Origin of the sequence: Serratia symbiotica, assembly GCF_000821185.2 — a bacterium.
GTDB lineage: Bacteria > Pseudomonadota > Gammaproteobacteria > Enterobacterales > Enterobacteriaceae > Serratia > Serratia symbiotica.
This window is the reverse complement of the sequence record NZ_CP050855.1, coordinates 2755103-2780472: the sequence shown is the minus strand read 5'-3', so window position 1 is coordinate 2780472 and position 25370 is coordinate 2755103. Positions and strand designations below refer to the sequence as shown.

Genomic DNA, 25370 nt, shown 5'->3' with positions numbered 1-25370 from the left:
CATGAAACTGTATAACCTTAAGGATCACAACGAGCAGGTCAGCTTCGTACAGGCGATCAAGCAGGGCTTGGGTAAACAGCAAGGGCTGTTTTTCCCGCTGGATCTGCCGGTGTTCGAACTGACTGACATCGAGCAATTGTTGGAGCAGGACTTTGTCACCCGCAGCCGCCGCCTTTTGTCGGCGTTTATCGCTGACGAAGTGTCTGAAGATGCGTTGCATCAATGCGTAAAAGCCGCCTTTGAATTCCCGGCACCGGTAGTGCAGGTGGCAGAGGATGTGGCCTGTTTGGAACTGTTCCATGGCCCGACGCTGGCGTTCAAAGACTTCGGTGGCCGCTTTATGGCGCAGATGCTGGCGCAAGTGGCTGGTGACCAGCCGGTGACCATTTTGACCGCCACCTCCGGTGACACCGGTGCCGCTGTGGCGCACGCTTTCTATGGCTTGCAGAGCGTGCGGGTCGTGATCCTCTATCCGCAGGGCAAAATCAGCCCGCTGCAAGAAAAGCTATTCTGCACGCTGGGTGGCAATATTCACACCATGGCGATCGACGGCGATTTCGACGCCTGTCAGGCGCTGGTAAAGCAAGCCTTTGATGATCGGGCGCTGAAAAAAGCGCTGCACTTGAATTCTGCCAACTCGATCAACATCAGCCGCCTGCTGGCGCAAATCTGCTATTACTTTGAAGCGGTAGCACAATTGCCGCAGGATGCGCGCAATCAGTTGGTGATCTCCGTGCCGAGTGGTAATTTCGGCGATTTGACCGCCGGCCTGCTGGCCAAATCGCTGGGCTTGCCAGTGAAGCGTTTTATCGCCGCCACCAATGCCAACGACACCGTGCCGCGTTTTCTAAGCAACGGCCAATGGCAGCCGCACCCCACGGTGGCGACATTATCTAACGCCATGGATGTCAGCCAGCCGAACAACTGGCCACGGGTGGAAGAGCTGTTCCGCCGCAAAGTCTGGCAATGGTCAGAGCTAGGACACGCAGCGGTGAGTGATGAAACCACCAAAGACACCCTGCGTGAGCTGGCTGAACGGGGCTATATCTCCGAACCGCACGCGGCGACTGCCTACCGCGCGTTGCGCGATCAGTTGCAGCAAGGGGAATTTGGTCTGTTCCTGGGCACTGCGCATCCGGCTAAGTTCAAACAGAGTGTCGAAGCGATCCTCGGCCAGAAACTGTCGTTACCGAAGGCGCTGGCGCTGCGTGCTGATCTGCCGCTATTGTCACACCGCTTGCCAGCCCGCTTCAGCGAATTGCGCCAGTTTCTGCTGTCATTACCTGCCTGAAACCCTGCGCCATAAAACGACAAGCCGTCTTTGCGACGGCTTTTTCATTACTGCTCAGGGCGTTTGAACACCCGTTCGTTGCCCTGCGATGCGCTCTCGTCAAAGGCATAGCCTTCCAGATTGAAGTCTAACAGTTGTTCGTGCTGGGTCAGGCGGTTCTTGATGATAAAGCGGCTCATCAGGCCACGTGCCTTCTTGGCATAGAAGCTGATCACCTTGTACTTGCCGTTCTTTTCATCAAGGAACACTGGCTTGATCACTGAGCCGTATAGCTTGGCTGGCTTGACTGACTTGAAGTATTCGTCGGAGGCCAGATTGACCACCACATCATCCCCCTGCTGTTCCAGCGCCTCATTTAGCTTTTTAGTGATTTGCTCGCCCCAGAAGCTGTACAGATCCTTGCCATTGGCGTTTTCGAGTTTGAGGCCCATCTCCAGCCGGTAGGGCATCATCAGATCGAGCGGACGCAGCACGCCGTACAGGCCGGAAAGTATGCGCAGGTGCTGCTGGGCGAAATCGAAATCGGCTTCGTTGAAGTTTTGCGCCTGTAGGCCGGTATAGACATCGCCCTTGAACGCTAGCAGTGCCTGGCGAGCGTTCAAGGGCGTGAATTTGGGTTGCCAGTCGCTAAAACGTGCGGCGTTCAGCCCGGCCAACTTGTCGCTGATACCCATCAGGCTGGCGATTTGTGCTGGCGTCAGCGCGCGGCAACTTTTGATAAGCTGCTGTGACGCATCCAGCAGTTCAGGCTGTGTATAGCGTTCTGTTGCCAGTGGGCTTTTATAATCAAGCGTTTTAGCAGGTGAAATAATAACGAGCATGAGCACATCCTGTTTATCCGAGTGTCGTTACTGTAGCAAAAAGCGTGGGGAAAAAGACAACAAGCCTGATAAGCACGGTGCCCGGCAAAGTTAGCGTGTTGGCTGCGGGTTACTCCAGACGAAAGATATCCGCGTAAACGGGTGCCCGGTCAAAGATAAAACCTGCACCGCCAGGTTGCGTCTTTCCAGCCTTGCTCCGGGCTTTACGCATGTTATTATCAGGAAAAGGCATGGTTGAATAATGCCAAAAGTTTACGCACAAACGATGAGATAATGCCAACATGACCGACAAATTAACTGCTTTGCGCCAGTTCACCACAGTAGTTGCGGATACGGGCGATATTGCGGCAATGCAGCTGTATCAACCGCAAGATGCTACTACCAACCCATCGCTGATCCTTAATGCAGCCCAAATTCCTGAATATCGCCAACTGATTGATGAAGCCATCGCCTGGGCGCGCGAGCAGAGCAGCGATCGCGAGCAGCAGATCGCCGATGCTGCTGACAAGCTGGCGGTCAACATCGGTTTGGAAATCCTGAAGCTGGTTCCGGGCCGCATCTCCACCGAGGTGGACGCGCGCCTGTCTTACGATACCAAAACCAGTGTCGCCAAGGCAAAACGCCTGATCAAGCTGTACAACGAAGCTGGCATCAGCAATGACCGTATCCTGATCAAATTGGCCTCTACCTGGCAGGGCATCCGCGCAGCGGAGCAACTGGAGAAAGAAGGCATCAACTGTAACCTGACGCTGCTGTTTTCCTTTGCACAGGCGCGTGCCTGTGCCGAAGCTGGCGTTTACCTGATCTCGCCGTTCGTTGGCCGTATCCTCGACTGGTACCAAGCGAACGGCGACAAGAAAGAGTTCGCACCGCACGAAGATCCGGGCGTAGTTTCCGTTACCGAGATCTATCAGTACTACAAACAGCACGGTTACAACACCGTGGTGATGGGGGCCAGCTTCCGTAACCTTGGTGAGATCATCGAGCTGGCCGGCTGCGACCGTCTGACCATTGCGCCTGCGCTGCTAAAAGCGCTGGCGGAAAGCGAAGGCACGCTGGAGCGTAAACTGTCCTATACCGGTGAAGTGAAGGCGCGTCCAAGCGCGCTGACCGAATCTGAATTTTACTGGCAGCACAACCAGGATCCGATGGCGGTTGAGAAGCTGACCGATGGTATCCGCAAGTTCGCCGTAGATCAGGGCAAACTGGAGAAAATGATCGCCGATCTGCTGTAATTGTTAAGGGGCGCGCAATAAAAAGGTGGCTCCGGCGACCTTTTCAATGCCTGTGGCAATCGGCAAACGCCTTTGACCCTAAATAATTCGAGTTGCAGGAAGGCGGCAATGCAGCGACAAATCGGCCGGGAACCGATTTGAGCGGCGCTTGCGCTGGGCTGCGGGCTGAACCTCAGGGAAATCCCCAGGCGCTTACTCCGGTAAGTGAATGGGGTGAGTGAGGAAAACTCACGCACAGGCAACTTGAAGGAAGTATGACGGGTTAGACCCTCAGCATCATCAACCGGGCGTGAAGCGCCCCATCAGGCTGGTTGACATTACCCATGAATATTTTACGTATTGGTTTGGTTTCCGTTTCTGACCGCGCTTGCGGCGGCGTTTACCAGGATAAAGGCATTCCGGCGTTGGAAGCGTGGTTGAACGTTGCACTGGCGACGCCGTTCAAGCTGGAAACTCGCTTGATCCCCGATGAACAGCGGCGTATTGAACAAACGCTCTGCGAACTGGTAGATGAGCTGGGTTGCCATCTGGTGCTAACCACCGGCGGCACCGGCCCGGCACCCCGCGATGTGACCCCCGATGCTACCCTGGCGGTCGCCGATCGCCTGATGCCTGGCTTTGGCGAGCAAATGCGCCAAATCAGCCTGCATTATGTGCCAACGGCAATTCTTTCACGTCAGGTGGGTGCGATCCGCAAGCAGGCGTTGATTATTAATCTGCCTGGGCAACCGAAATCGATCAAGCAAACGTTGGAAGGAGTGAAGGATGAGCAGGGCAATACGCGAGTGCACGGTATCTTTGCCAGCGTGCCTTATTGCATCCAACTGCTCGAAGGACCTTATGTGGAAACGCATGGGGCGGTGGTGGTCGCATTTCGTCCTAAGAACGCGTATCGCGAGATAACTCTCTAAATTTCCGCGATCGGTGAATGCTAAACGCGGCGGTTATTCTTAGAACCTACACCTACAGGGATAGGCGCTAATCTTGCCAACTGCAAGCACCGTTAATTTTGTCTCGTTGGTCTATTGCAAAGATGGCTTTATGCCAGCCAGCGCTGGCCATCGAACGTGTCACTGCCCCATTGAATTGGGTATGTACACTCACGCGGATATTATCATTGCCCTTGCTGGCAAAAATCCTCGTTTGCTGTTGTACGCTGTGGGAGGTGCTGTGCATGTGGTTGCGGATCAGGGGGAGACTGATATCCAAGGTCACATTGCCGCGTTTGCGAAGATAAGTTTGAAAGAAAAGTAGTCAGTGTTAAAGTAGTAGCCCGGCCAGCAGCGACTTTTGCATCCGTTGTCTGGCCGGAACTGTTTTCCCTGGTGTTGGTTAAATTGGCCACCTGACCTCTCGGTCAGGTTTTTTTTTGCCATTTGCCAAGCGAGAGTGATTTTACGCTGTGCTGCCTAATCCGTAAATTATACTTAAGTACAGTTTCTCTCGCTGGCATCGTTGTCGGTCATTATCGACCGATGTGCTAGAAGCGAAAGAAGCACAGCTTGCCAGCGCGCCTTATCTTGTAGGCAAAAGCATGCGGATGTGGGAAAACCATGATCTGGATGACGATAAAAAAGAATTTTTTCGCTTTGCCCCTTGATGCTGAGTTGGATGGCCCCATCTTATTTTCAACCGCAGTTGCTAACCGCAGGTAAAACTGAAATATCGGGCAGTTGAAAAGTAAAAGACTGCCTGCTTGCTAGATTAGCAACCTGATCGATTATTAATTATTAGTGGAGACGTTTAGATGGGCAAAATCATTGGTATCGACTTAGGTACAACCAACTCTTGTGTAGCAATTATGGATGGTGCTAAGGCGCGCGTGCTGGAAAACGCCGAGGGTGACCGCACCACTCCTTCTATTATCGCCTATACTCAAGATGGTGAGACTCTGGTTGGTCAACCAGCTAAGCGTCAGGCTGTTACTAACCCCCAAAATACCTTATTTGCGATCAAGCGCCTGATTGGCCGTCGCTTCCAGGACGAAGAAGCGCAGCGCGATAAAGGCATCATGCCATACAAAATCATCGAAGCTGACAACGGCGACGCTTGGCTAGAAGTGAAAGACCAGAAAATGGCACCGCCACAGATTTCTGCTGAAGTGCTGAAGAAAATGAAGAAAACGGCTGAAGATTACCTGGGTGAACCGGTAACTGAAGCGGTGATCACTGTACCTGCTTACTTCAACGATGCACAGCGTCAGGCGACCAAAGATGCTGGCCGTATCGCTGGCTTGGAAGTAAAACGTATCATCAATGAACCGACCGCCGCAGCCCTGGCCTACGGTTTGGATAAAGAAGTCGGCAACCGTACCATCGCGGTTTATGACTTGGGTGGTGGTACTTTCGATATCTCCATCATCGAAATCGACGATGTTGATGGTGAAAAAACCTTTGAAGTTCTAGCGACCAACGGCGACACCCATTTGGGTGGTGAAGACTTCGACAGCCGCCTGATCAATTATTTGGTGGAAGAGTTCAAGAAAGAACAAGGCATCGATCTGCGTAATGACCCGTTGGCGATGCAGCGTCTGAAAGAAGCCGCAGAAAAAGCGAAAATTGAGCTGTCTTCCGCTCAGCAAACCGACGTTAACCTGCCGTATATTACCGCAGATGCGACCGGGCCAAAACACATGAATATCAAAGTGACCCGCGCAAAACTTGAGTCATTGGTTGAAGATTTGGTTGCGCGTTCCATCGAACCACTGAAAGTGGCGCTGAAAGATGCGGGTCTGTCGGTCTCCGACATTCAAGATGTGATCCTGGTAGGGGGTCAGACTCGTATGCCTATGGTGCAGAAGAAAGTCGCTGACTTCTTCGGTAAAGAACCGCGTAAAGACGTTAACCCAGACGAAGCGGTCGCTGTGGGCGCTGCGGTGCAGGCTGGCGTATTGGCGGGTGATGTGAAGGACGTATTGCTACTGGACGTTACTCCGCTGTCGTTGGGTATTGAAACTATGGGCAGCGTGATGACCCCGTTGATTACCAAAAACACCACTATCCCGGCCAAGCACAGCCAGGTGTTCTCGACTGCTGAAGACAACCAGTCTGCGGTAACCATCCATGTGCTACAGGGTGAACGTAAACGCGCCAGCGATAACAAATCTTTGGGGCAATTCAACTTGGATGGCATTCAGGCGGCACCGCGCGGTATGGCGCAGATCGAAGTAACTTTCGATATCGATGCTGATGGTATTCTGCATGTGTCCGCCAAAGACAAGAATACCGGCCGTGAGCAGAAGATCACCATCAAGGCTTCTTCGGGTCTGAACGAAGATGAAATCCAGAAAATGGTACGCGATGCTGAGCTTAATGCTGAGTCTGACCGCAAGTTCGAAGAACTGGTACAGACCCGTAACCAGGCGGATCACTTGATCCACGGCACCCGTAAGCAGTTGGAAGAAGCAGGCGACAAACTGTCGGCGGAAGACAAAACGGCTATTGAAACGGCGCTACAAGACTTGGAAGCAGCGTTGAAAGGCGAAGATAAAGCTGCGATCGAAGCTAAATCCCAGGCATTGGTGCAGGTTTCTGGCAAGTTGTTGGAAATGGCCCAGCCTCAGCAAGGCGCTGACGCCGGTGCTGACAATGCGGCACAGAAGGACGACGATGTCGTAGACGCTGAGTTCGAAGAAGTTAAAGACAAAAATAATCGCCCTTAAGCGGGCACGGAACGGCGGCGAAGCCGTTACTGGAAACCAGCACGGGCGTCGAGGTAACTCTACGCCCGTGCATGCATGTTCAGGGTAAGAAAAAGAATGGCTAAGAAAGACTATTACGAGATTCTTGGTGTCAGCAAGACGGCAGATGAGCGTGAGATAAAAAAAGCGTATAAACGCCTGGCGATGAAATATCATCCTGACCGTAACCAGGAAGAAGGCGCTGAGACCTTATTTAAGCAGAGCAAGGAAGCTTATGAAGTGCTGACTGATAGTCGAAAGCGTGCGGCATACGATCAGTACGGGCACGCGGCCTTTGAACAAGGCCACATGGGTGGTAGCGGTGCAGACTTTAGCGACATCTTTGGCGACGTATTTGGCGATATCTTCGGCGGGGGTCGCCGGAAACGTGCCACCCGTGGTTCAGATCTGCGCTATAATCTGGAGCTTTCCCTTGAGGAGACGGTGCGTGGCGTTACCAAAGAGATCCGCATTCCGGTGTTGGTGGAGTGTGATGCGTGCCACGGTAGTGGTGCCAAGCCAGGTAGTTCGCCGATCACCTGTCCTACCTGTCACGGCCAGGGGCAAGTGCAGATGCGCCAAGGTTTCTTCAGTGTGCAGCAGGCGTGTCCGCACTGCCATGGCCGTGGGCAGATCATCAACGATCCCTGCAACAAGTGCCATAGCCATGGCCGGGTAGAAAAATCCAAGACGTTGTCGGTGAAAATCCCGGCAGGTGTGGATACTGGCGATCGTATTCGTCTGGCAGGTGAGGGAGAAGCGGGCGAGCATGGCGCTTCAGCGGGCGATCTGTACGTTCAGGTTCAGGTTAAGGCTCACCCGATCTTCGAGCGTGAAGGCAACAACCTATACTGCGAAGTGCCAATCAGCTTTGCTATGGCGGCGCTGGGCGGTGAGATTGAAGTGCCGACGCTGGATGGCCGGGTGAAGCTGAAGATACCTGCAGAAACCCAGACCGCCAAGTTGTTCCGCATGCGCGATAAGGGCATCAAGTCAGTGCGTGGCGGTAGCCAAGGCGATCTACTATGTCGCGTGGTAGTGGAAACCCCGGTTAATCTAAATGACAAACAGAAACAGCTACTGAAGGAACTGGAAGCCAGTCTCGGTGGCCCTTCTGGCGATAATAACAGCCCGCGTTCGAAGAGCTTCTTCGATGGGGTGAAAAACTTCTTTGACGACCTGACTCGCTAATTCACTGTTTTTAATGGTGAGTGATTCAACCCCAGGCTTATACCTGGGGTTTTTATTTGTTGTTATCTGCATAAGATGTGTAACTTCTGTGGTGAGTTGATTGGTTTGCGGATATATCCCGTATAGGAGAACACAATAACACCGGCTCTGGCTGTTGCGTATTGGGACAAATAGGGGTGAACATTGCCTGAAACAGGAAAAGGACATTTGTCGAAGCGAAACGTTATGGAGAACTGCTCATGAGCATGTCGCATATCAATTTTAATCACCTTTATTACTTCTGGCAGGTTTGCAAGGCAGGGTCGGTGCTGCTGAAGTACTGTTTCTGATTACTGGTCAGATTAAGGTGGTGGAAGAACGCCTGGATGGCAAGCTGTTGATCTCCGGTCAGCGTTCTGGGGCATAAGTTGCTCAACTGGTTCAACACCCAGGGTACTCAGGTCGAGATCCTGGGCGAGTTCGACGATGCCGCGCTGATGAAGGCGTTCAGTATGTATTCAATGCGATCTTCGTTGCGCCGACGTTGTATGTGCAGGATACCAATAACGAAGACCGTGTGGTGGAGATTGGGAGGATTGATAGTATACAGGAAGAATATTACATCATCTTTGCTGAGCGTATGATCCTGTATCCTGCGGTGCCTGCAGCGGTTGTGCAACAAAGACTTTTCGGTGCTGTTTTTTGCTAGCAGGGGAGAATCGGGGCATAAAAAAACCGGCCTGAACCGGTTTTTTTATCAAGCAAATAACCTAATGCTTACTGCATTGCGTTGATACGTGCAGTCAAGTTTGACTTATGACGCGCTGCTTTGTTTTTGTGGAACAGTCCTTTAGCCGCTTGACGATCCACAAGTGGTTGCATTACGGAGAATGCGTTTTGTGCTGCTTCTTTGTCGCCTGCTGCGATAGCCGCGTCTACCTTCTTGATAAAGGTACGCACCATTGAGCGACGGCTAGCATTGTGCTTGCGGCGTTTCTCAGACTGTATGGCGCGTTTCTTAGCTGATTTGATATTAGCCAAGGTCCAACTCCCAAATATATTCTATTGAGGACAATTCAAAGGCCGAGGAATATGCCCTTTTAACCTTCGTTTGTCAATGGATTTGTGCAAATAAGCGCCGCTTGTACGGGCGGCACTTGCTACGTTGTGATGGCGCAGGATTTTAACAGCTTAAGGCATGGGAATACAGTGTTTCCGCGAAAATTCGCCGAGGATTTGCTGCGATGAGTGCCAACTGCTGGTTGGGGGCGCTTATTGGCTTTAAGACGCAGGATAATTTGCGGCTAAGCCGTTTCACCCACCGATGATCTCCGGTATGGTATGCCTATGACATAAAGGCACCAATCGCGGGTTAACCTTACCGACTGTACAAGGTATAATCCGCCGATTTCCATTGTTTTGAGCCAGCTATGCAGCTAATTCGCGGCATCCACAATATTCAGGCGCGCCACCATGGTTGCGTGCTCACCATCGGTAATTTTGACGGCGTACACCGAGGCCATCAGGCAGTGCTGGAGCAACTGCAGCAAGAGGGACAACGTCTTGGGTTGCCGGTCATGGTGATGATCTTTGAGCCGCAGCCGCTGGAAATGTTTGCAACGGATCAGGCACCGGCTCGCCTTACGCGTTTGCGTGATAAGGCGAAATACCTGGCGCAAGCGGGGGTAGACTACCTGCTGTGTGTCAAGTTTGATCCACGTTTCGCCGCCAACACCGCACAGGCGTTCATCGCTGAATTGCTGGTGGAGAAGCTGGGCGTTAAGTTACTGATAGTCGGGGATGATTTTCGTTTTGGCGCAGGCCGCCAGGGCGATTTCACGCTATTGCAGCAGGCTGGGAAAGAATACGGCTTCGAGGTGGTCAGCACATCGACCTTCCGTGAAGGTGGGCAGCGCATCAGCAGCACCGCCATTCGCCATGCCTTGGATGACGGTGCCCTACCGCTGGCAGAAAATTTGCTGGGTCACCCGTACAGCATTTCTGGCCGAGTGGTGCACGGCGATGAACTGGGGCGCACCATTGGTTTTCCTACCGCCAATCTACCGCTGAAACGTCTGGTGGCACCCGTGAAAGGAGTCTATGCGGTGGAGGTTTACGGCCTGGGGCCTGATCCGCTCCCCGGCGTGGCCAATATCGGCACGCGGCCGACCCTTGATGGTGTGTGCCAGCAGCTAGAAGTGCATCTGCTCGATGTCACAATGGATCTTTATGGGCGTCATATTGACGTGGTACTCCGTATGAAAATGCGCAACGAACAGCGTTTTGCTTCGCTCGATGCGCTGAAGCAGCAAATCGCCGATGATGTGGTGACAGCCCGGAAGTTCTTCGGGGTAAAAACATGAGTTTAATCGTTTACCCTAGTGAACGGGCATTCAGTAAGCGATCTGGGTGAAAAATCTGCCTAAAGCAGATTTGAACGCTGCTTGCAGTGGCTCCGTAAGGAATGAGGCCCACATGATGGGCCGAATAGACAGGCAACCAACTAACAAAGAAAGATGTAACTTGAAATATCACCGGTAAATAGCCAAAAACGGAAACGAGAATCTCATGAGTGACTACAAGAATACCCTGAACTTGCCGGAAACAGGGTTCCCAATGCGCGGCGATCTAGCCAAGCGTGAGCCTGGCATGCTGCAACGTTGGTATGAACAGGATCTGTACGGGATGATCCGTACTGCTAAAAAGGGCAAAAAAACCTTCATTTTGCATGATGGCCCGCCGTATGCGAACGGCAGTATTCACATTGGTCACTCGGTTAACAAAATTCTCAAAGACATTATCATCAAGTCGAAAGGGTTGGCTGGTTTCGATTCACCCTATATTCCAGGCTGGGACTGCCATGGCCTGCCGATTGAATTGAAGGTTGAGCAGTTGTACGGCAAGCCGGGCGAAAAGCTGAGCGCGGCCGAGTTCCGCCAAAAATGCCGTGAATACGCCGCTGAACAGGTTGAAGGCCAGAAGAAGGACTTCATCCGCCTGGGCGTGCTTGGCGACTGGGAACGTCCGTACCTGACCATGGACTTCAAAACCGAAGCCAACATTATCCGCGCGCTGGGCAAGATCATCAGCAACGGCCACTTGCTGAAAGGTGCCAAACCGGTGCATTGGTGTACCGATTGCGGCTCCTCGCTGGCGGAAGCGGAAGTAGAATATTACGACAAAACCTCTCCGTCGATCGATGTGGCGTTTCACGCGGCTGATGCTACTGCGGTCGCGGCCAAGTTCGGCGTGAGCAACTTCAGCGGTTTCATCTCGCTGGTGATCTGGACCACCACCCCATGGACGCTGCCCGCTAACCGCGCTATCTCGCTGCACCCTGATTTCAGCTATCAACTGGTGCAAGTCGATGGTCAGTGCCTGATCCTGGTGGCTGAACTGGTGGCAAGCGTGATGAAACGCGCTGGCATCACCGAATGGACGGTGCTGGGTAGCTGCAAAGGTGCCGATTTGGCGTTGCTGCGTTTCCAGCATCCGTTTATGAGCTTCGACGTGCCAGCGATCCCAGGTGAGCATGTGACGCTAGATGCGGGTACTGGTGCGGTGCATACCGCCGGTGGTCATGGCCCGGACGACTTCGTTATCAGCCAGAAATATGGCCTGGAGATCGCCAACCCGGTGGGGCCGAACGGCTGCTACCTGACAGGCACTCACCCGCTGCTGGACGGTAAGTTCGTGTTCAAGGCCAATGAGCTGATCGTCGATCTGCTGTGTGAGAAAGGCACGCTGTTGCATGGGGAAAAAATGGTGCACAGCTACCCATGCTGCTGGCGTCATAAAACGCCGATCATCTTCCGCGCCACGCCACAATGGTTTATCAGCATGGATCAAAAGGGGCTGCGTCAGCAGTCGCTAGAAGAGATCAAAGGCGTGCGCTGGATCCCAGACTGGGGACAGGCGCGCATCGAAACCATGGTGGCCAACCGCCCGGACTGGTGCATCTCGCGTCAGCGTACTTGGGGAGTGCCGATGTCATTGTGGGTGCATAAAGACACCGAGCAGTTGCACCCGCGTAGCGTAGAACTGATGGAAGAAGTGGCCAAGCGTGTCGAGCAGGGCGGTATTCAGGCGTGGTGGGATTTGGACGCAGCCGATATCCTCGGTGCCGACGCCGCTGATTACCAGAAAGTGCCGGATACCCTGGACGTCTGGTTCGACTCCGGCTCGACTCATGCTTCGGTGGTAGACGTGCGTCCTGAGTTTCACGGCTACAGCGCCGATATGTACCTGGAAGGATCTGACCAACATCGCGGCTGGTTTATGTCATCGCTAATGATTTCCACCGCAATGAAAGGTAAAGCCCCTTACAGGGAGGTGCTGACTCACGGTTTTACCGTTGATGGTCAGGGGCGCAAGATGTCCAAGTCGATCGGTAACACCGTCAGCCCGCAAGAGGTGATGAACAAACTGGGCGGCGATATCCTGCGTTTGTGGGTGGCGTCTACCGATTACACCGGCGAAATCGCGGTATCCGATGAGATCCTCAAGCGTGCAGCCGATTCTTACCGCCGTATCCGCAACACCGCGCGTTTCCTGCTGGCCAACTTGAACGGGTTCGAACCCAGTACCGACTGCGTGGCACCGGAAGAGATGGTGGTGTTGGATCGCTGGGCGGTTGGCCGTGCGCTGGCAGCGCAGCAGGATATCGAACAGGCTTACGCCAATTACGATTTCCACGAAGTAGTGCAACGTCTGATGCAGTTCTGCTCGGTTGAAATGGGATCCTTCTATTTGGATATCATCAAAGATCGTCAGTACACCGCCAAGCGTGACAGCATCGCCCGTCGTAGCTGCCAGACCGCGCTATTCCACATTGCGGAAGCACTGGTGCGCTGGATGGCACCGATCATGTCGTTCACTGCCGATGAAATCTGGGGCTTCCTGCCAGGCAAACGCGCGCAGTACGTATTTACTGAAGAGTGGTATAGAGGCCTATTCGCCCTGGCGGAAGGCGAAAACATGAACGATGCTTTCTGGGCTGAGCTGCTGAAGGTGCGCGGCGAAGTGAACAAGGTGCTGGAGCAGGCGCGCGCCGACAAACGCCTCGGCAGCCCGCTGGAGGCGGCGGTGACCCTGTACGCCGACAGCGAACTGGCAGAGCGGCTGAATAGCCTACAAGACGAACTGCGCTTTGTGCTGCTGACTTCTGCCGCGCATGTTGCACCGTTGGCCGATGCACCAGTGGATGCTCAGGCTACCGAATTGCTGAAGGGGCTAAAAATCGCCGTTAGCACCGCTGAAGGTGAAAAGTGCCCGCGTTGCTGGCATTACACCACCGATATCGGCTTGGTGGCGGAACACACAGACATCTGCGGCCGCTGTGTGACCAACGTAGCCGGCGACGGCGAAAAGCGTAACTATGCCTGAGAACCCGATACCTGATGAGTAAATTAATCTGTTCGACTGGCTTACGCTGGCTGTGGGTGGTAGTGGTAGTACTGGTGTTGGATTTCGTTAGCAAGCAGTGGGTGCTCAGCTACTTGGTGCTGGGCCAGTCCGAACCGCTGATGCCATGGTTCAATTTGTTCTATGCCCGTAACTACGGTGCTGCGTTCAGCTTCCTGGCCGACCATGGTGGCTGGCAGCGCTGGTTCTTTGCTGGTATCGCCATCGCTATCGTGGCGGTACTGCTGGTGATGATGTACCGCAGCAGCGCGCAGCAGAAGCTAAACAATATCGCCTATGCTTTCATCATCGGCGGCGCGCTCGGCAACCTGTTCGATCGCCTGTGGGACGGTTTTGTGGTCGACTTTATCGACTTTTACATCGGCAACTGGCATTACCCAACTTTCAACCTGGCGGATAGCTTTATCTGCGTGGGGGCGGCGATGATCATGTTGGAAGGTTTCCTGTCGCCAGCGAACCAAGGCGCAAAGAACAAAGGTGAATAATATGGCGGTTCAGGTTATCGCTGGCAGTGCAGTGCTGGTTCACTTTACGCTGAAACTGGAGGATGGCGTGATCGCCGATTCTACCCGCAGCAGCGGCAAACCGGCGCTGTTCCGCCTGGGTGACGGCAGCCTGTCGGCACCGCTGGAAGAGCAACTGCTCGGTTTGCATGCAGGTGACACATGCACTTTTACCTTACCGCCGCAAGCAGCCTTCGGCGCAGAGAACCCGGATCTGATCCAGTTCTTTTCACCTCGCGACTTTACGGAAATCGGCGTGCCGGAGGTAGGCACCATCATGCTGTTTACCGCTATTGATGGCAGTGAAATGCCGGGCGTGGTGCGTGCAGTAGTGGAAGATTCGATCACTGTTGATTTCAACCATCCATTGGCAGGCCACCCGGTGACCTTCGATATCGAAGTGCTGGCGATTGACCCACAGCAGGAGGCGAGGCATGCAAATATTGCTGGCTAATCCACGTGGCTTCTGCGCCGGTGTCGATCGTGCGATCAGTATCGTTGAGCGTGCTTTGGAGCTTTACGGCGCGCCAATCTACGTGCGGCATGAAGTGGTGCACAACCGCTATGTGGTCGACAGCTTGCGCGAGCGCGGCGCGGTGTTTATTGAAGAGATATCCGAAGTGCCGGACGGGTCGATTCTGGTCTTCTCGGCACACGGGGTATCTCAGGCGGTGCGCGCCGAAGCCAAGGCGCGTGATCTGACCATGCTGTTTGACGCCACCTGCCCGCTGGTGACCAAGGTGCATATGGAAGTGGCACGCGCCAGCCGCCGTGGTACCGAGGCCATTCTGATTGGCCATGCCGGTCATCCTGAAGTGGAAGGTACCATGGGCCAGTACAGCAACCTACAAGGCGGCATGTACCTGGTGGAATCGCCGAAAGATGTGTGGCAGTTGCAGGTGAAAGATGAAAATAATCTGTGCTTCATGACCCAGACCACGCTGTCGGTAGACGATACCTCAGACGTGATCGACGCTCTACGTCAGCGTTTCCCTAGCATCATCGGGCCGCGCAAGGATGATATTTGTTACGCCACTACTAACCGCCAGGAAGCCGTGCGTAATCTGGCCGATGATGCGGATGTGGTGTTGGTGGTGGGATCGAAGAACTCCTCCAACTCCAACCGTCTGGCAGAACTGGCCCAGCGCGTCGGCAAACCTGCCTATCTGATCGACTCTGCGTCGGATATTCAGGAAGCCTGGCTGAGCCAGGTGAGCAACATCGGCGTCACCGCTGGCGCTTCTGCACCCGACGTGCTGGTGCAGGAGGTGATCAGCCGCCTGAAAGCACTGGGCGGTAAGGAAGTGCATGAAATCAGCGGCCGTGAAGAAAACATCGTGTTTGAAGTGCCTAAAGAGCTGCGTGTGGATATCAGGCAGCTTGACTAAGCCGGTAAACGCTGATTACAACCTCCCCGTTTTACGTTCAGACGGGGGAATAATCCATTTCTGTGCTATGACACCACTCTCAGTGTCTTTTTGATGCTTTTTCTATCCAAAGTTAGAATATCACCCAATACAGCATGCTTGAATTTAATCCTGTCGGAGCAATTTCCCAGATTGGTGCGGGGAGCGTTGGTATTGTAGAGTTTGGTATTGATAGCATAATTTCAAATCAAAAACCGCAAGGGGTAATGGTAAGTAGCAACCGGGTACTTCTGTGTAGTTGCATGCCATCGCTTGAGACTGGCTCTGAATTTTCCAAGATCGACCAGCTTGAGCATGTCGCTTAGGTATCATGCTCTCACTGACACGAAAAACAGCATGTCTGTTTCGAACCTATCATGATGTGAACGGCTAATCTGAATCCACTTACCGAAGTCGTTCTGGCGATAGCGGGTCTGATAGACTCTCAGTTTCCGCTGAAAATAAGGGGCCTAAAGGCTATCAGCGTCATCCAGCGACGCAGCGTTTCATCGGATAAAGCGACATTTGTGGCGCTCTGATCGTTTTTCAGCAGCAAGAGTTAAGGCCGAAATCAGAGTAGTTCTGCCTCACAAGAGTCAGTACCTTAACTTGGGCTTAGCACACTTTAAACTGGCTTTCCTAGCAGCGTCTGAAAGTCGGACGTCGTTGTCCTGGTGTTCGCTAAAGTCATGTTGTGCTGCCGCATCACGGAGACGTCATTGCTTTTCGCACACAGCTTCGCTCACAGTAAGCGGATTCAACTCTTTATCTGACATCGCCACTAATATCCAAAAGTCCCTGTGACAGGAAGAGTAAGACCGCTATGCCGGAAAAAGGAACAAGACGAAATAGAGCTAACATTTCTTAAGAGTCACTGCATGATTATGTACAATCTTCTCAGGTACCTGCATTGGCTGAATATTAACCCATTGGCAGTGTTGCTGATGAAAAGGGGAGATAACATAATTATCTAATTATGCGAAGGATCCTCTGGCGGTAATCAAGGTGGGGTCATTACCCTGAATGTATAAACCCGTGATACTTGAAGTTGCATCGGTGTTGGCCGCACTCATTGACCTGAACAAGTTCATCGGGATAAGCCACCTTGATGCAGCTTCAATTATCTGGGGTGCTGAAATCAAATTAACAAGAGAGCGAACATGACTGGTTCACATATACGTATGGCGATTGCGGGCGCTAGCGGCCGTATGGGGCGTCAACTGATCCGGGCGGTGCAGCAGGCGGAAGGCGTAGTGCTGGGGGCAGCGTTGTCGCGTCCGGGTTCTAGCCTGGTTGGCGTCGATGCTGGCGAGCTGGCGGGCATTGGCACAGTGGGCATTACCCTAAGTGACAGCTTGGACAAAGTGGTAGATGACTTCGACATCCTGATCGATTTCACCCGCCCAGAGGGTACCTTGAGATACCTGGATTTCTGCGTGGCACAGCGCAAAGCGATGGTCATTGGCACCACGGGTTTCGACGATGCTGGCAAGCGGGCGATCCGCAATGCGGCGCAGCATATTGGCATCGTGTTTGCCGCCAACTTCAGCGTTGGCGTCAATTTGGTACTGAAGTTGCTGGAGAAGGCTGCTCAGGTGATGGGTGACTCTAGCGATATCGAAATTATTGAGGCACATCACCGCCATAAAGTGGACGCACCATCGGGAACTGCATTGGCGATGGGCGAGGCGATCGCCGGCGCGTTAGGGCGCGATCTGAAAGACTGTGCAGTCTATGCGCGTGAAGGCCATACTGGCGAGCGCGATCCGAGGAGTATCGGCTTCGCTACCCTTCGCGCTGGGGATATCGTTGGTGAGCATAGCGCCATGTTCGTTGATATCGGCGAGCGGGTGGAAATTACCCATAAAGCCTCCAGCCGTATGACTTTTGCCAGCGGTGCGGTACGTGCCGCATCCTGGCTGTATAAGCACGATAAAGGGCTGTTTGATATGCACGATGTGCTTAGTCTTGACCAATTATAATTGATTATTGTGCTGGCGTGATAAAGTTGTATTGGTTATATCTGGTTGATAAAATGGTTATTTTATTATCGCCATTTTATTTTTTTATTAAAATAGTCATCATGGTAAAAATTTATGTTCAAGTTGATATTTTCATGTTTTTTATTGGTTGTGGATGGCGATTTTCCCCGCAAAAGGTATTCTTCAACTGATTTTAGGGCCGCAATACGTTGATTTTCTATTATTGCGTCTCGCAAACCATTTACCCACCCAAGTTTAGCGGTATTTTTATCGCTGCTGAGCTGATTAAACGGCGAAAGCGGCAAAAATAAGGGAGGAAATGGTGCTTTGGGTAGACAACAGCGGTACTCATCATTAAAATTGCGCACAATTTACCGAAAATTGGCCTCGCGGACGGATTTTTGCATTGATTTGGAACGTGACATCTGAATTAACATGCAAGCATTGCGATTAATTATTCCTTGGAGGGTATTTTGATTAAGTCAGCGCTGTTGGTTCTGGAAGACGGAACCCAATTCCACGGTCGGGCCATCGGGGCAGAGGGTACGGCGGTAGGGGAAGTGGTCTTCAATACGTCGATGACCGGCTATCAAGAAATCCTCACTGACCCTTCCTACTCCCGCCAGATTGTTACTCTTACTTATCCTCATATCGGCAATGTCGGCACTAATACTTGCGACGAAGAATCCTCCGCTGTTCATGCCCAAGGGCTGGTTATTCGCGATCTCCCACTGATTGCCAGCAATTACCGCAATGAAGAAGGTCTCTGTGCATACCTCAAACGTCATAATATTGTGGCGATCGCCGATATCGATACCCGCAAGCTGACCCGTCTGCTGCGTGAGAAAGGTGCTCAGAACGGCTGCATCATTGCCGCCGACTCGCCGGATGCTGAGCTGGCGTTGGCCAAGGCGCGGGGCTTCCCCGGCCTGAAGGGCATGGATCTGGCAAAACAAGTCACCACCAAAGGATCTTATCGCTGGCAACAAGGCAGTTGGCGGCTTGAAGGTAACTTACCAGAGGCCCAAACCGCTGAGGCACTGCCGTTCCATGTGGTGGCTTACGATTACGGTGTCAAACGCAACATCTTACGCCTGCTGGTGGATCGCGGCTGCCGCCTGACCGTGGTGCCGGCGCAAACTCCGGCCGATGAAGTGCTGAAGATGAGTCCTGACGGCATCTTCCTATCCAACGGCCCAGGTGACCCAGAGCCGTGCAACTATGCCATCGACGCTATCAAACAGTTCCTGGAAACCGATATTCCTCTGTTCGGCATCTGCTTGGGTCACCAACTGCTGGCGCTGGCCAGTGGGGCGAAAACCATAAAGATGAAGCTTGGCCACCACGGCGGCAACCACCCGGTGAAAGATCTGGACAACAACTGCGTGATGATCACCGCCCAGAACCACGGCTTTGCGGTAGATGAGAACAACCTGCCAGCGACCTTGCGTGTAACGCACAAATCGTTGTTTGACCAAACGGTGCAGGGCATTCACCACACCGATAAAGCGGCGTTCAGCTTCCAGGGCCACCCAGAGGCCAGCCCAGGCCCGCACGATGCCGCGCCGTTGTTTGATCACTTTATCGAGTTGATTGAGACTTACCGTTCTAACGCCAAATAATCAGGAGCAATAAAAAATGCCAAAACGTACCGACATAAAAAGCATCTTGATCCTTGGCGCTGGCCCGATCGTTATCGGCCAGGCGTGTGAGTTCGACTACTCAGGTGTTCAGGCGTGTAAAGCGCTGCGTGAAGAGGGTTACCGCGTCATTCTGGTCAACTCCAACCCAGCCACCATCATGACCGACCCAGAAATGGCCGATGCCACCTATATTGAGCCAATCCACTGGGAAGTGGTGCGCAAAATCATCGAGAAAGAGCGTCCGGACGCGGTGCTGCCGACCATGGGCGGCCAGACGGCGTTGAATTGCGCGCTGGAGCTGGAACGTCAAGGCGTGCTGACCGAGTTTGGCGTGACGATGATCGGTGCCACTGCCGATGCTATCGACAAGGCTGAAGACCGCCGCCGTTTCGATATGGCGATGAAAAAAATCGGCCTGGACACCGCGCGTTCTGGCATCGCCCACACCCTGGAAGAAGCGCTGGCAGTGGCTGCTGAGGTGGGTTTCCCCTGCATCATCCGCCCTTCTTTCACCATGGGCGGCACTGGTGGCGGCATCGCCTATAACCGCGAGGAATTCGAAGAGATCTGCCAACGCGGCCTCGACCTTTCGCCGACCAAAGAACTGCTGATCGACGAATCGCTGATCGGTTGGAAAGAGTACGAGATGGAAGTGGTGCGCGATAAAAACGACAACTGCATCATCGTCTGTTCGATCGAAAACTTTGACGCCATGGGCATCCACACCGGCGACTCCATCACCGTCGCGCCAGCTCAGACCCTGACCGACAAAGAATACCAAATCATGCGTAACGCTTCGATGGCAGTGCTACGCGAAATCGGCGTAGAAACTGGCGGCTCCAACGTGCAATTCTCGGTCAACCCGAAAACCGGCCGTCTGATCGTGATCGAAATGAACCCTCGTGTGTCACGTTCTTCTGCGTTGGCCTCGAAAGCCACCGGCTTCCCGATCGCTAAGGTTGCCGCCAAACTGGCGGTGGGCTACACCCTTGATGAACTGGTGAACGATATCACCGGCGGTCGCACGCCAGCGTCATTTGAACCGTCCATCGACTATGTGGTGACGAAAATCCCTCGTTTCAATTTTGAGAAATTCGCCGGAGCCAATGACCGCCTAACCACCCAAATGAAGTCGGTCGGTGAAGTGATGGCCATCGGCCGTACTCAGCAGGAATCGTTGCAGAAAGCGTTGCGTAGCTTGGAAGTGGGTGCCACTGGCTTCGACCCGAAAGTGAGCCTTGATGATCCAGAAGCATTGACCGTCATCCGCCGCGAACTGAAAGATGCCGGTGCGGATCGCATTTGGTACATCGCCGATGCCTTCCGTGCTGGCTTGTCAGTCGATGGCGTATTCAACCTAACCAATATCGACCGCTGGTTCCTGGTGCAGATTGAAGAGCTGGTACGTTTGGAAGAGCAGGTGGCGGAAGCCGGCATCAATGGCCTGACACCGGGTTTTTTGCGCACCCTGAAGCGCAAAGGTTTTGCCGATGCGCGTTTGGCAAAACTGGTGGGTGTCGCCGAGAGCGAAATTCGCAAGCTGCGCCACAGCTACAGCCTACACCCGGTTTACAAGCGCGTAGATACCTGTGCGGCAGAATTCGCCACCGACACCGCCTACATGTACTCCACCTATGAAGAAGAGTGCGAATCCAACCCGACCCACGGCCGCCGAAAAGTGATGGTGCTGGGCGGTGGGCCGAACCGTATCGGCCAGGGTATCGAGTTCGACTATTGCTGCGTACACGCCTCGCTAGCGCTGCGCGAAGACGGCTACGAGACCATCATGGTTAACTGTAACCCGGAAACCGTCTCTACCGACTATGACACCTCCGATCGTCTGTACTTCGAGCCGGTCGCACTGGAAGACGTGTTGGAAATCGTACGTATCGAGCAGCCAAAGGGGGTGATCGTGCAGTATGGTGGCCAGACCCCATTGAAGCTAGCGCGCGAGTTGGAAGCAGCAGGCGTGCCGATTATCGGCACCAGCCCGGATGCGATTGACCGTGCCGAAGATCGTGAGCGCTTCCAGCAGGCGGTTAACCGCCTGGGCCTGAAGCAGCCAGCTAATGCCACTGTGACTACCGTCGAGCAGGCGGTAGAGCAAGCAGCCAGTATCGGTTATCCACTGGTGGTGCGTCCTTCCTACGTGCTGGGTGGCCGGGCGATGGAAATCGTCTACGATGAAATCGACTTGCGCCGTTACTTCCAAAATGCAGTCAGCGTCTCTAACGATGCTCCGGTGCTGTTGGATCGCTTCCTGAATGACGCAGTGGAAGTGGATGTCGATGCTATCTGTGATGGTGAGCGTGTACTGATTGGCGGCATCATGGAACACATTGAACAGGCAGGTGTGCATTCTGGTGACTCCGCGTGTTCTTTGCCAGCCTACACCCTAAGTAAGGACATTCAGGACATAATGCGCCAGCAGGTGGCAAAACTGGCGTTTGAATTACAAGTACGCGGCCTGATGAACGTGCAATTCGCGGTGAAAAACCATAAAGTCTACCTGATTGAAGTTAACCCACGTGCCGCACGTACTGTGCCGTTCGTCTCCAAAGCTACCGGTGTGCCGTTGGCCAAGGTTGCTGCACGGGTAATGGTGGGCAAAACACTGGCTGAGCAGGGTGTCACCGAAGAGGTAATTCCGCCGTACTACTCGGTGAAAGAAGTGGTGCTGCCATTTAACAAATTTCCTGGTGTTGATCCGATCCTCGGGCCAGAAATGCGCTCTACCGGGGAAGTGATGGGGGTGGGGCGCACCTTTGCTGAAGCCTTCTCCAAGGCGATGCTTGGCAGCCAGTCAGGCATGGAGAAACAAGGCCGTGCGCTGCTATCGGTGCGTGAAGGCGACAAAGCGCGGGTGGTGGATCTGGCTATCCACCTATTGCGGCAGGGCTTTGAGCTGGATGCGACCCACGGTACTGCGGTGGTACTGGGCGAAGCGGGTATCAACCCACGGCTGGTCAACAAGGTGCACGAAGGCCGCCCGCACATTCAAGACCGTATCAAAAATGGCGAGTACACCTATATCGTCAACACCACTGCGGGTCGCCAGGCGATTGAAGATTCCAAGCTGATTCGTCGCAGTGCGCTGCAATATAAGGTGCACTACGACACCACGCTGAACGGCGGGTTCGCCACCGCAATGGCGTTGAAGGCTGATCCGACTGAGCAGGTGATCTCAGTGCAGGAAATGCACGCGCGCCTCGGCAAGTAATTGCGCGATGCCATAACTCCCGGCCTTCGCCGCGTTGCTTGGGGTGGTGTGGAAGGGGGCGCACATGCTGATGCTGCATGTCGGTATCAACATTAAGAACCTGTCCCAGTAGGCTATTTTATTTGCCATTTTGGTTCTGGGCGGTGCTCACCCTCCTCACGGACTCCCTTGTACGCTGCGGTGATTGCGCGCTGTCCTGGCCCAAACTGGCTGCCACAATTTACGCCTACTGGCATAGGCTCTAAGTAGGCGTTGTTGCTGGTGGCGGTTTTTATCGGCATGATCGGTATCTGCTGGTCGCTAGCCGACCCGAAGGTGTTTACCGTCGCAGCGGTGATCCCAATGTGCCCCGGCATTTCCGCCTATACCGCGATGATTATGGTGGTGGAAATCTCGCACCTGGGCTATAGCGAGGCGTGGATAGAAACCATGATCACCCATTTTCTTAAAGCCAGTGTTATCGACGCTGTACTGTCTATCGTCCTGTGGCTTTAGCCTAAACGCCCCGGCGTATGAAACCCAGCGGCCACTCATCGCTGGTGAGTCAATAGACCTGTAACAGCTATTTCTCTACCCATCTTGCTTGATTCGCCTATCGACGGCAGAGGAGCCTTTACGTATAGTGTGGGCAATTTGCTGCCTACACAGGGTTAAACAATGATTATCAGCCTGATTGCTGCCTTGGCGGCGGAGCGTGTTATTGGTATGGAAAACGCCATGCCGTGGCACCTGCCGGCCGACTTGGCGTGGTTTAAACGCAATACGTTGAATAAGCCGATCATTATGGGGCGTAAAACCTTTGAATCCATTGGCTACCCGTTACCGGGGCGGCATAACATTGTATTGAGCAGCCGTTCGGGCAGCGAGTCTGGGGTCACCTGGGTGAGTTCGCTGGATGATGCATTAGCCGCTGCTGGGAACGTGGAAGAAGTGATGGTGGTGGGCGGTGGGCGTATTTATAGCCAGTTCCTCGCACGCGCTCACCGCATGTACCTGACGCATATTGATGCTGAAGTTGGTGGCGATACTCATTTCCCAGATTATGAACCGTACGAATGGGAAACCTCGTTCAGCGAATTCCACGATGCAGACGAACTGAATTCTCATAGCTATTGCTTCGAGATCTTGGAACGCTGCTGATTGCTGGGCATTCAATCTAATCATGAGGGCGCAAAGGATTGCGCCTTATGTCGTCTCTGTGAGTTCATGCGGGGCGGTAATCATTTCTGCTCGGCTTTGTTGAATAAATCAGATTTTGGTTCAGCAGTTCCGTGACAGCTCCATCAAATCGCAACTAATAAAAATCACATGTCTCTCAATGTAATGACGCCATCTATATTGATGTCATTAATAAAATCTTGATCGTGACTGACGATAAGAACGCTGCCGGTAAATCATTCAACGCCTGCGCTAACAGTTTTCTCGACTCCATGTCCAGATGATTTCCTGGTTCATCACGTATCAGATATCTGTAACCTGACCGGAAAAGTTTATGCAAAGTAAGACGTGTAAGCTGACCACTGCTTAATACGTCACCGGGCAAGAAAGGGTCTGTAGGGAGTTCCATCGCCAATAGTTGTTGCTCGATTTCCTCTTTCAACAGCCAATTATCACCAATCAGATCAAAGTCGGACAATGCGCAGTAACCATCTCTGACTCTGCTAAGAGCCAGTAGAATATCTTTTACGCCGAGAAAGTCGCATATTCTAAGCTGCGATAAATAGGATTTATCAGCACCTACTTGAGATAACCTCCCCACCTTTTATTATGATGCCCTCACCGCCGCTTTTGCTGTATCTGTAGTGGTCAACTAAAACTGGCCACCGCGTTAGAGTTTTTCCAGTATCGGTTTTCCGATTCGTTTGGTGGTAACCCACCGTTATATTCATGCGGCCTGAGCGCGCTGTAATACCCAACGATATAGTCCGTTATTGCGTGGGCTGCATCGCTGAAGTTTATGTAACCCGTCACCGGTACCCATTCGTTCTTCAGACTCCTGAAGAAGCGCTCCATTGGGCTATTATCCCAGCAGTTTCCACGCCGACTCATACTCTGTCTGATCCGATACCTCCACAGTGACTGCCGGAACTGTCTGCTTGTGTAATGGCTGCCCTGATCGCTGTGGAACATCACTCCGGCTGGTTTTCCCCGGGCCTCCCACGCCATCTCCAGCGCTTTGATGGTCAGCCTGCTGTCCGGTGAGAACGACATTGCCCAGCCCACCGGTTTTCTCGCGAACAGGTCGAGAACAACGGCGAGGTAGGCCCAGCGCCTGCCTGTCCAGATATAGGTCACATCGCCACACCACACCTGATTAGGCTCTGTCACTGCGAACTGCCGCTCAAGGTGATTCGGGATAGCGATGTGTTCAAGGCCACCGCATTTATACCGATGAGTGGGCTGTTGACAACTGACCAGCCCCAGCTCTTTCATGAGCCTGCCGGCGAGCCATCGTCCCATCCTGAAGCCCTTCATGGTTGCCATAGTTGCGATACTCCTTGCGCCAGCAGAGCCATGGCTGACGCTATGCAGTTCCAGTACCTGGCTGCGTAATACAGCTCGTCTGCCATCTGGTTTTTCAGGACGGTTTTTCCAGTATTTGTAGCTGCTGCGATGAACCCCGAACACGTGGCAGAGTGTGACCACCGGATAATGCGCTCTGAGTTTCCCGATTATCGAGAACTGTTCAGGGAGTCTGACATCAAGAGCGCGGTAGCCTTTTTTAATATTTCGTTTTCCATTTCAATACGTTGTATTTTTTTCCTCAGCTCACGTATTTCAATTTGTTCAGGAGTAATGGGAGAGGCTTTAGGTATTTTTCCCTGCCGCTCATCACGCAACTGCTTCACCCATCGCGTCATTGTGGAAAGGCCGACATCCATAGCACTGGCTGCATCTGCCACGGTGTAGTTCTGGTCAACGACCAGTTGAGCGGATTCGCGTTTGAACTCTGCACTGAAATTTCTTTTTTTCATTGAAGCACCTGTAATGTCCTG

The 25370-nt window shown here is 53.2% G+C and carries 19 protein-coding genes and 2 pseudogenes; 16 read left to right on the top strand and 5 right to left on the bottom strand.

Annotated features, from left to right (window positions below):
* Nucleotide 1: 1 nt before the first annotated feature.
* Entirely contained in the window at nucleotides 2-1291 is a 1290-nt protein-coding gene (thrC, locus tag SYMBAF_RS13820; protein ID WP_040262631.1) for a threonine synthase, read from the top strand.
* Between the two features lie 47 nt (nucleotides 1292-1338).
* On the opposite strand, the gene yaaA is transcribed toward thrC, so the two are convergent.
* Nucleotides 1339-2112 carry a peroxide stress protein YaaA gene (yaaA, locus tag SYMBAF_RS13815; RefSeq protein WP_040262633.1) on the bottom strand — a complete coding sequence of 258 codons (774 nt, stop codon included), beginning with the start codon at nucleotides 2110-2112 and terminating at the stop codon, nucleotides 1339-1341.
* A 281-nt stretch (nucleotides 2113-2393) separates the two neighbouring features.
* Between yaaA and tal the strand changes: the two genes are divergently transcribed.
* The 5 genes and pseudogenes from tal to SYMBAF_RS13790 all read left to right on the top strand — a co-directional run.
* On the top strand, nucleotides 2394-3347 hold the full coding sequence (gene tal / locus SYMBAF_RS13810; RefSeq protein WP_040262635.1) for a transaldolase: 954 nt from the start codon (nucleotides 2394-2396) through the stop codon (nucleotides 3345-3347).
* 323 nt (nucleotides 3348-3670) lie between these two features.
* A complete protein-coding gene (gene mog / locus SYMBAF_RS13805; protein WP_040262637.1) occupies nucleotides 3671-4258 on the top strand; it encodes a molybdopterin adenylyltransferase in 588 nt (195 codons plus the stop codon).
* 836 nt (nucleotides 4259-5094) lie between these two features.
* Nucleotides 5095-7008 (top strand): molecular chaperone DnaK, encoded by a 1914-nt coding sequence (dnaK, locus tag SYMBAF_RS13800; RefSeq protein ID WP_040262641.1) that lies wholly within the window; start codon nucleotides 5095-5097, stop codon nucleotides 7006-7008.
* A gap of 96 nt (nucleotides 7009-7104) precedes the next feature.
* On the top strand, nucleotides 7105-8217 hold the full coding sequence (gene dnaJ, locus SYMBAF_RS13795; RefSeq protein WP_006709605.1) for a molecular chaperone DnaJ: 1113 nt from the start codon (nucleotides 7105-7107) through the stop codon (nucleotides 8215-8217).
* A 389-nt stretch (nucleotides 8218-8606) separates the two neighbouring features.
* Nucleotides 8607-8990, top strand: a pseudogene (locus SYMBAF_RS13790) (hypothetical protein); the annotation flags it as partial.
* Here SYMBAF_RS13790 and rpsT read toward each other — a convergent pair.
* Nucleotides 8974-9237, bottom strand: coding sequence for a 30S ribosomal protein S20 (gene rpsT / locus SYMBAF_RS13785; protein ID WP_006709603.1), 264 nt, complete (start codon nucleotides 9235-9237; stop codon nucleotides 8974-8976). The pseudogene SYMBAF_RS13790 and the gene rpsT overlap by 17 nt on opposite strands.
* A gap of 389 nt (nucleotides 9238-9626) precedes the next feature.
* Here rpsT and ribF point away from each other — a divergent pair, with 389 nt between their 5' ends.
* The 6 genes from ribF to dapB all read left to right on the top strand — a co-directional run bounded on the left by ribF (nucleotide 9627) and on the right by dapB (nucleotide 17511).
* Entirely contained in the window at nucleotides 9627-10559 is a 933-nt protein-coding gene (ribF, locus tag SYMBAF_RS13780; protein WP_006709602.1) for a bifunctional riboflavin kinase/FAD synthetase, read from the top strand.
* A gap of 205 nt (nucleotides 10560-10764) precedes the next feature.
* Complete coding sequence (gene ileS / locus SYMBAF_RS13775) at nucleotides 10765-13581, top strand: isoleucine--tRNA ligase (protein ID WP_040262646.1); 2817 nt, start codon at nucleotides 10765-10767, stop codon at nucleotides 13579-13581.
* Between the two features lie 14 nt (nucleotides 13582-13595).
* Entirely contained in the window at nucleotides 13596-14105 is a 510-nt protein-coding gene (gene lspA, locus SYMBAF_RS13770) for a signal peptidase II (protein ID WP_006709600.1), read from the top strand.
* Nucleotide 14106: 1 nt separating this feature from the next.
* The gene (gene fkpB / locus SYMBAF_RS13765; protein ID WP_040262649.1) at nucleotides 14107-14577 is read left to right on the top strand and encodes an FKBP-type peptidyl-prolyl cis-trans isomerase; all 471 of its coding nucleotides are present in this window, start codon (nucleotides 14107-14109) and stop codon (nucleotides 14575-14577) included.
* The gene (ispH, locus tag SYMBAF_RS13760) at nucleotides 14558-15511 is read left to right on the top strand and encodes a 4-hydroxy-3-methylbut-2-enyl diphosphate reductase (protein WP_040262651.1); all 954 of its coding nucleotides are present in this window, start codon (nucleotides 14558-14560) and stop codon (nucleotides 15509-15511) included. Before fkpB ends, ispH begins: the two co-directional genes overlap by 20 nt.
* Nucleotides 15512-16689: 1178 nt before the next feature.
* Nucleotides 16690-17511, top strand: a complete 822-nt coding sequence (dapB, locus tag SYMBAF_RS13755) for a 4-hydroxy-tetrahydrodipicolinate reductase (RefSeq protein ID WP_006709597.1) — start codon at nucleotides 16690-16692, stop codon at nucleotides 17509-17511.
* A 65-nt stretch (nucleotides 17512-17576) separates the two neighbouring features.
* Here dapB and SYMBAF_RS13750 read toward each other — a convergent pair whose 3' ends face one another.
* Nucleotides 17577-17879, bottom strand: a complete 303-nt coding sequence (locus tag SYMBAF_RS13750; RefSeq protein WP_152609003.1) for a hypothetical protein — start codon at nucleotides 17877-17879, stop codon at nucleotides 17577-17579.
* 105 nt (nucleotides 17880-17984) lie between these two features.
* On the opposite strand from SYMBAF_RS13750, the gene carA reads away from it, so the two are divergent.
* The 4 genes and pseudogenes from carA to folA all read left to right on the top strand — a co-directional run bounded on the left by carA (nucleotide 17985) and on the right by folA (nucleotide 23514).
* A complete protein-coding gene (gene carA / locus SYMBAF_RS13745) occupies nucleotides 17985-19133 on the top strand; it encodes a glutamine-hydrolyzing carbamoyl-phosphate synthase small subunit (RefSeq protein ID WP_040262653.1) in 1149 nt (382 codons plus the stop codon).
* A gap of 16 nt (nucleotides 19134-19149) precedes the next feature.
* Nucleotides 19150-22374 (top strand): carbamoyl-phosphate synthase large subunit, encoded by a 3225-nt coding sequence (gene carB / locus SYMBAF_RS13740; RefSeq protein WP_040262655.1) that lies wholly within the window; start codon nucleotides 19150-19152, stop codon nucleotides 22372-22374.
* 249 nt (nucleotides 22375-22623) lie between these two features.
* Nucleotides 22624-22869, top strand: a pseudogene (locus SYMBAF_RS13735) (threonine/serine exporter family protein); the annotation flags it as partial.
* 162 nt (nucleotides 22870-23031) lie between these two features.
* Nucleotides 23032-23514, top strand: a complete 483-nt coding sequence (gene folA / locus SYMBAF_RS13730; RefSeq protein WP_040262657.1) for a type 3 dihydrofolate reductase — start codon at nucleotides 23032-23034, stop codon at nucleotides 23512-23514.
* A 193-nt stretch (nucleotides 23515-23707) separates the two neighbouring features.
* On the opposite strand, the gene SYMBAF_RS13725 is transcribed toward folA, so the two are convergent.
* Together SYMBAF_RS13725 and SYMBAF_RS13720 are read right to left on the bottom strand one after the other, a co-directional pair.
* Nucleotides 23708-24010, bottom strand: a complete 303-nt coding sequence (locus tag SYMBAF_RS13725; protein ID WP_152609004.1) for a P-loop NTPase family protein — start codon at nucleotides 24008-24010, stop codon at nucleotides 23708-23710.
* Nucleotides 24011-24180: 170 nt separating this feature from the next.
* Nucleotides 24181-25349 (bottom strand): IS3 family transposase gene (locus tag SYMBAF_RS13720; RefSeq protein ID WP_152609001.1). Its coding sequence is split into 2 segments (ribosomal slippage): nucleotides 24181-25100 and nucleotides 25100-25349, totalling 1170 coding nucleotides; the frame shifts between segments, so codons are not numbered across the junction.
* Nucleotides 25350-25370: the final 21 nt, after the last annotated feature.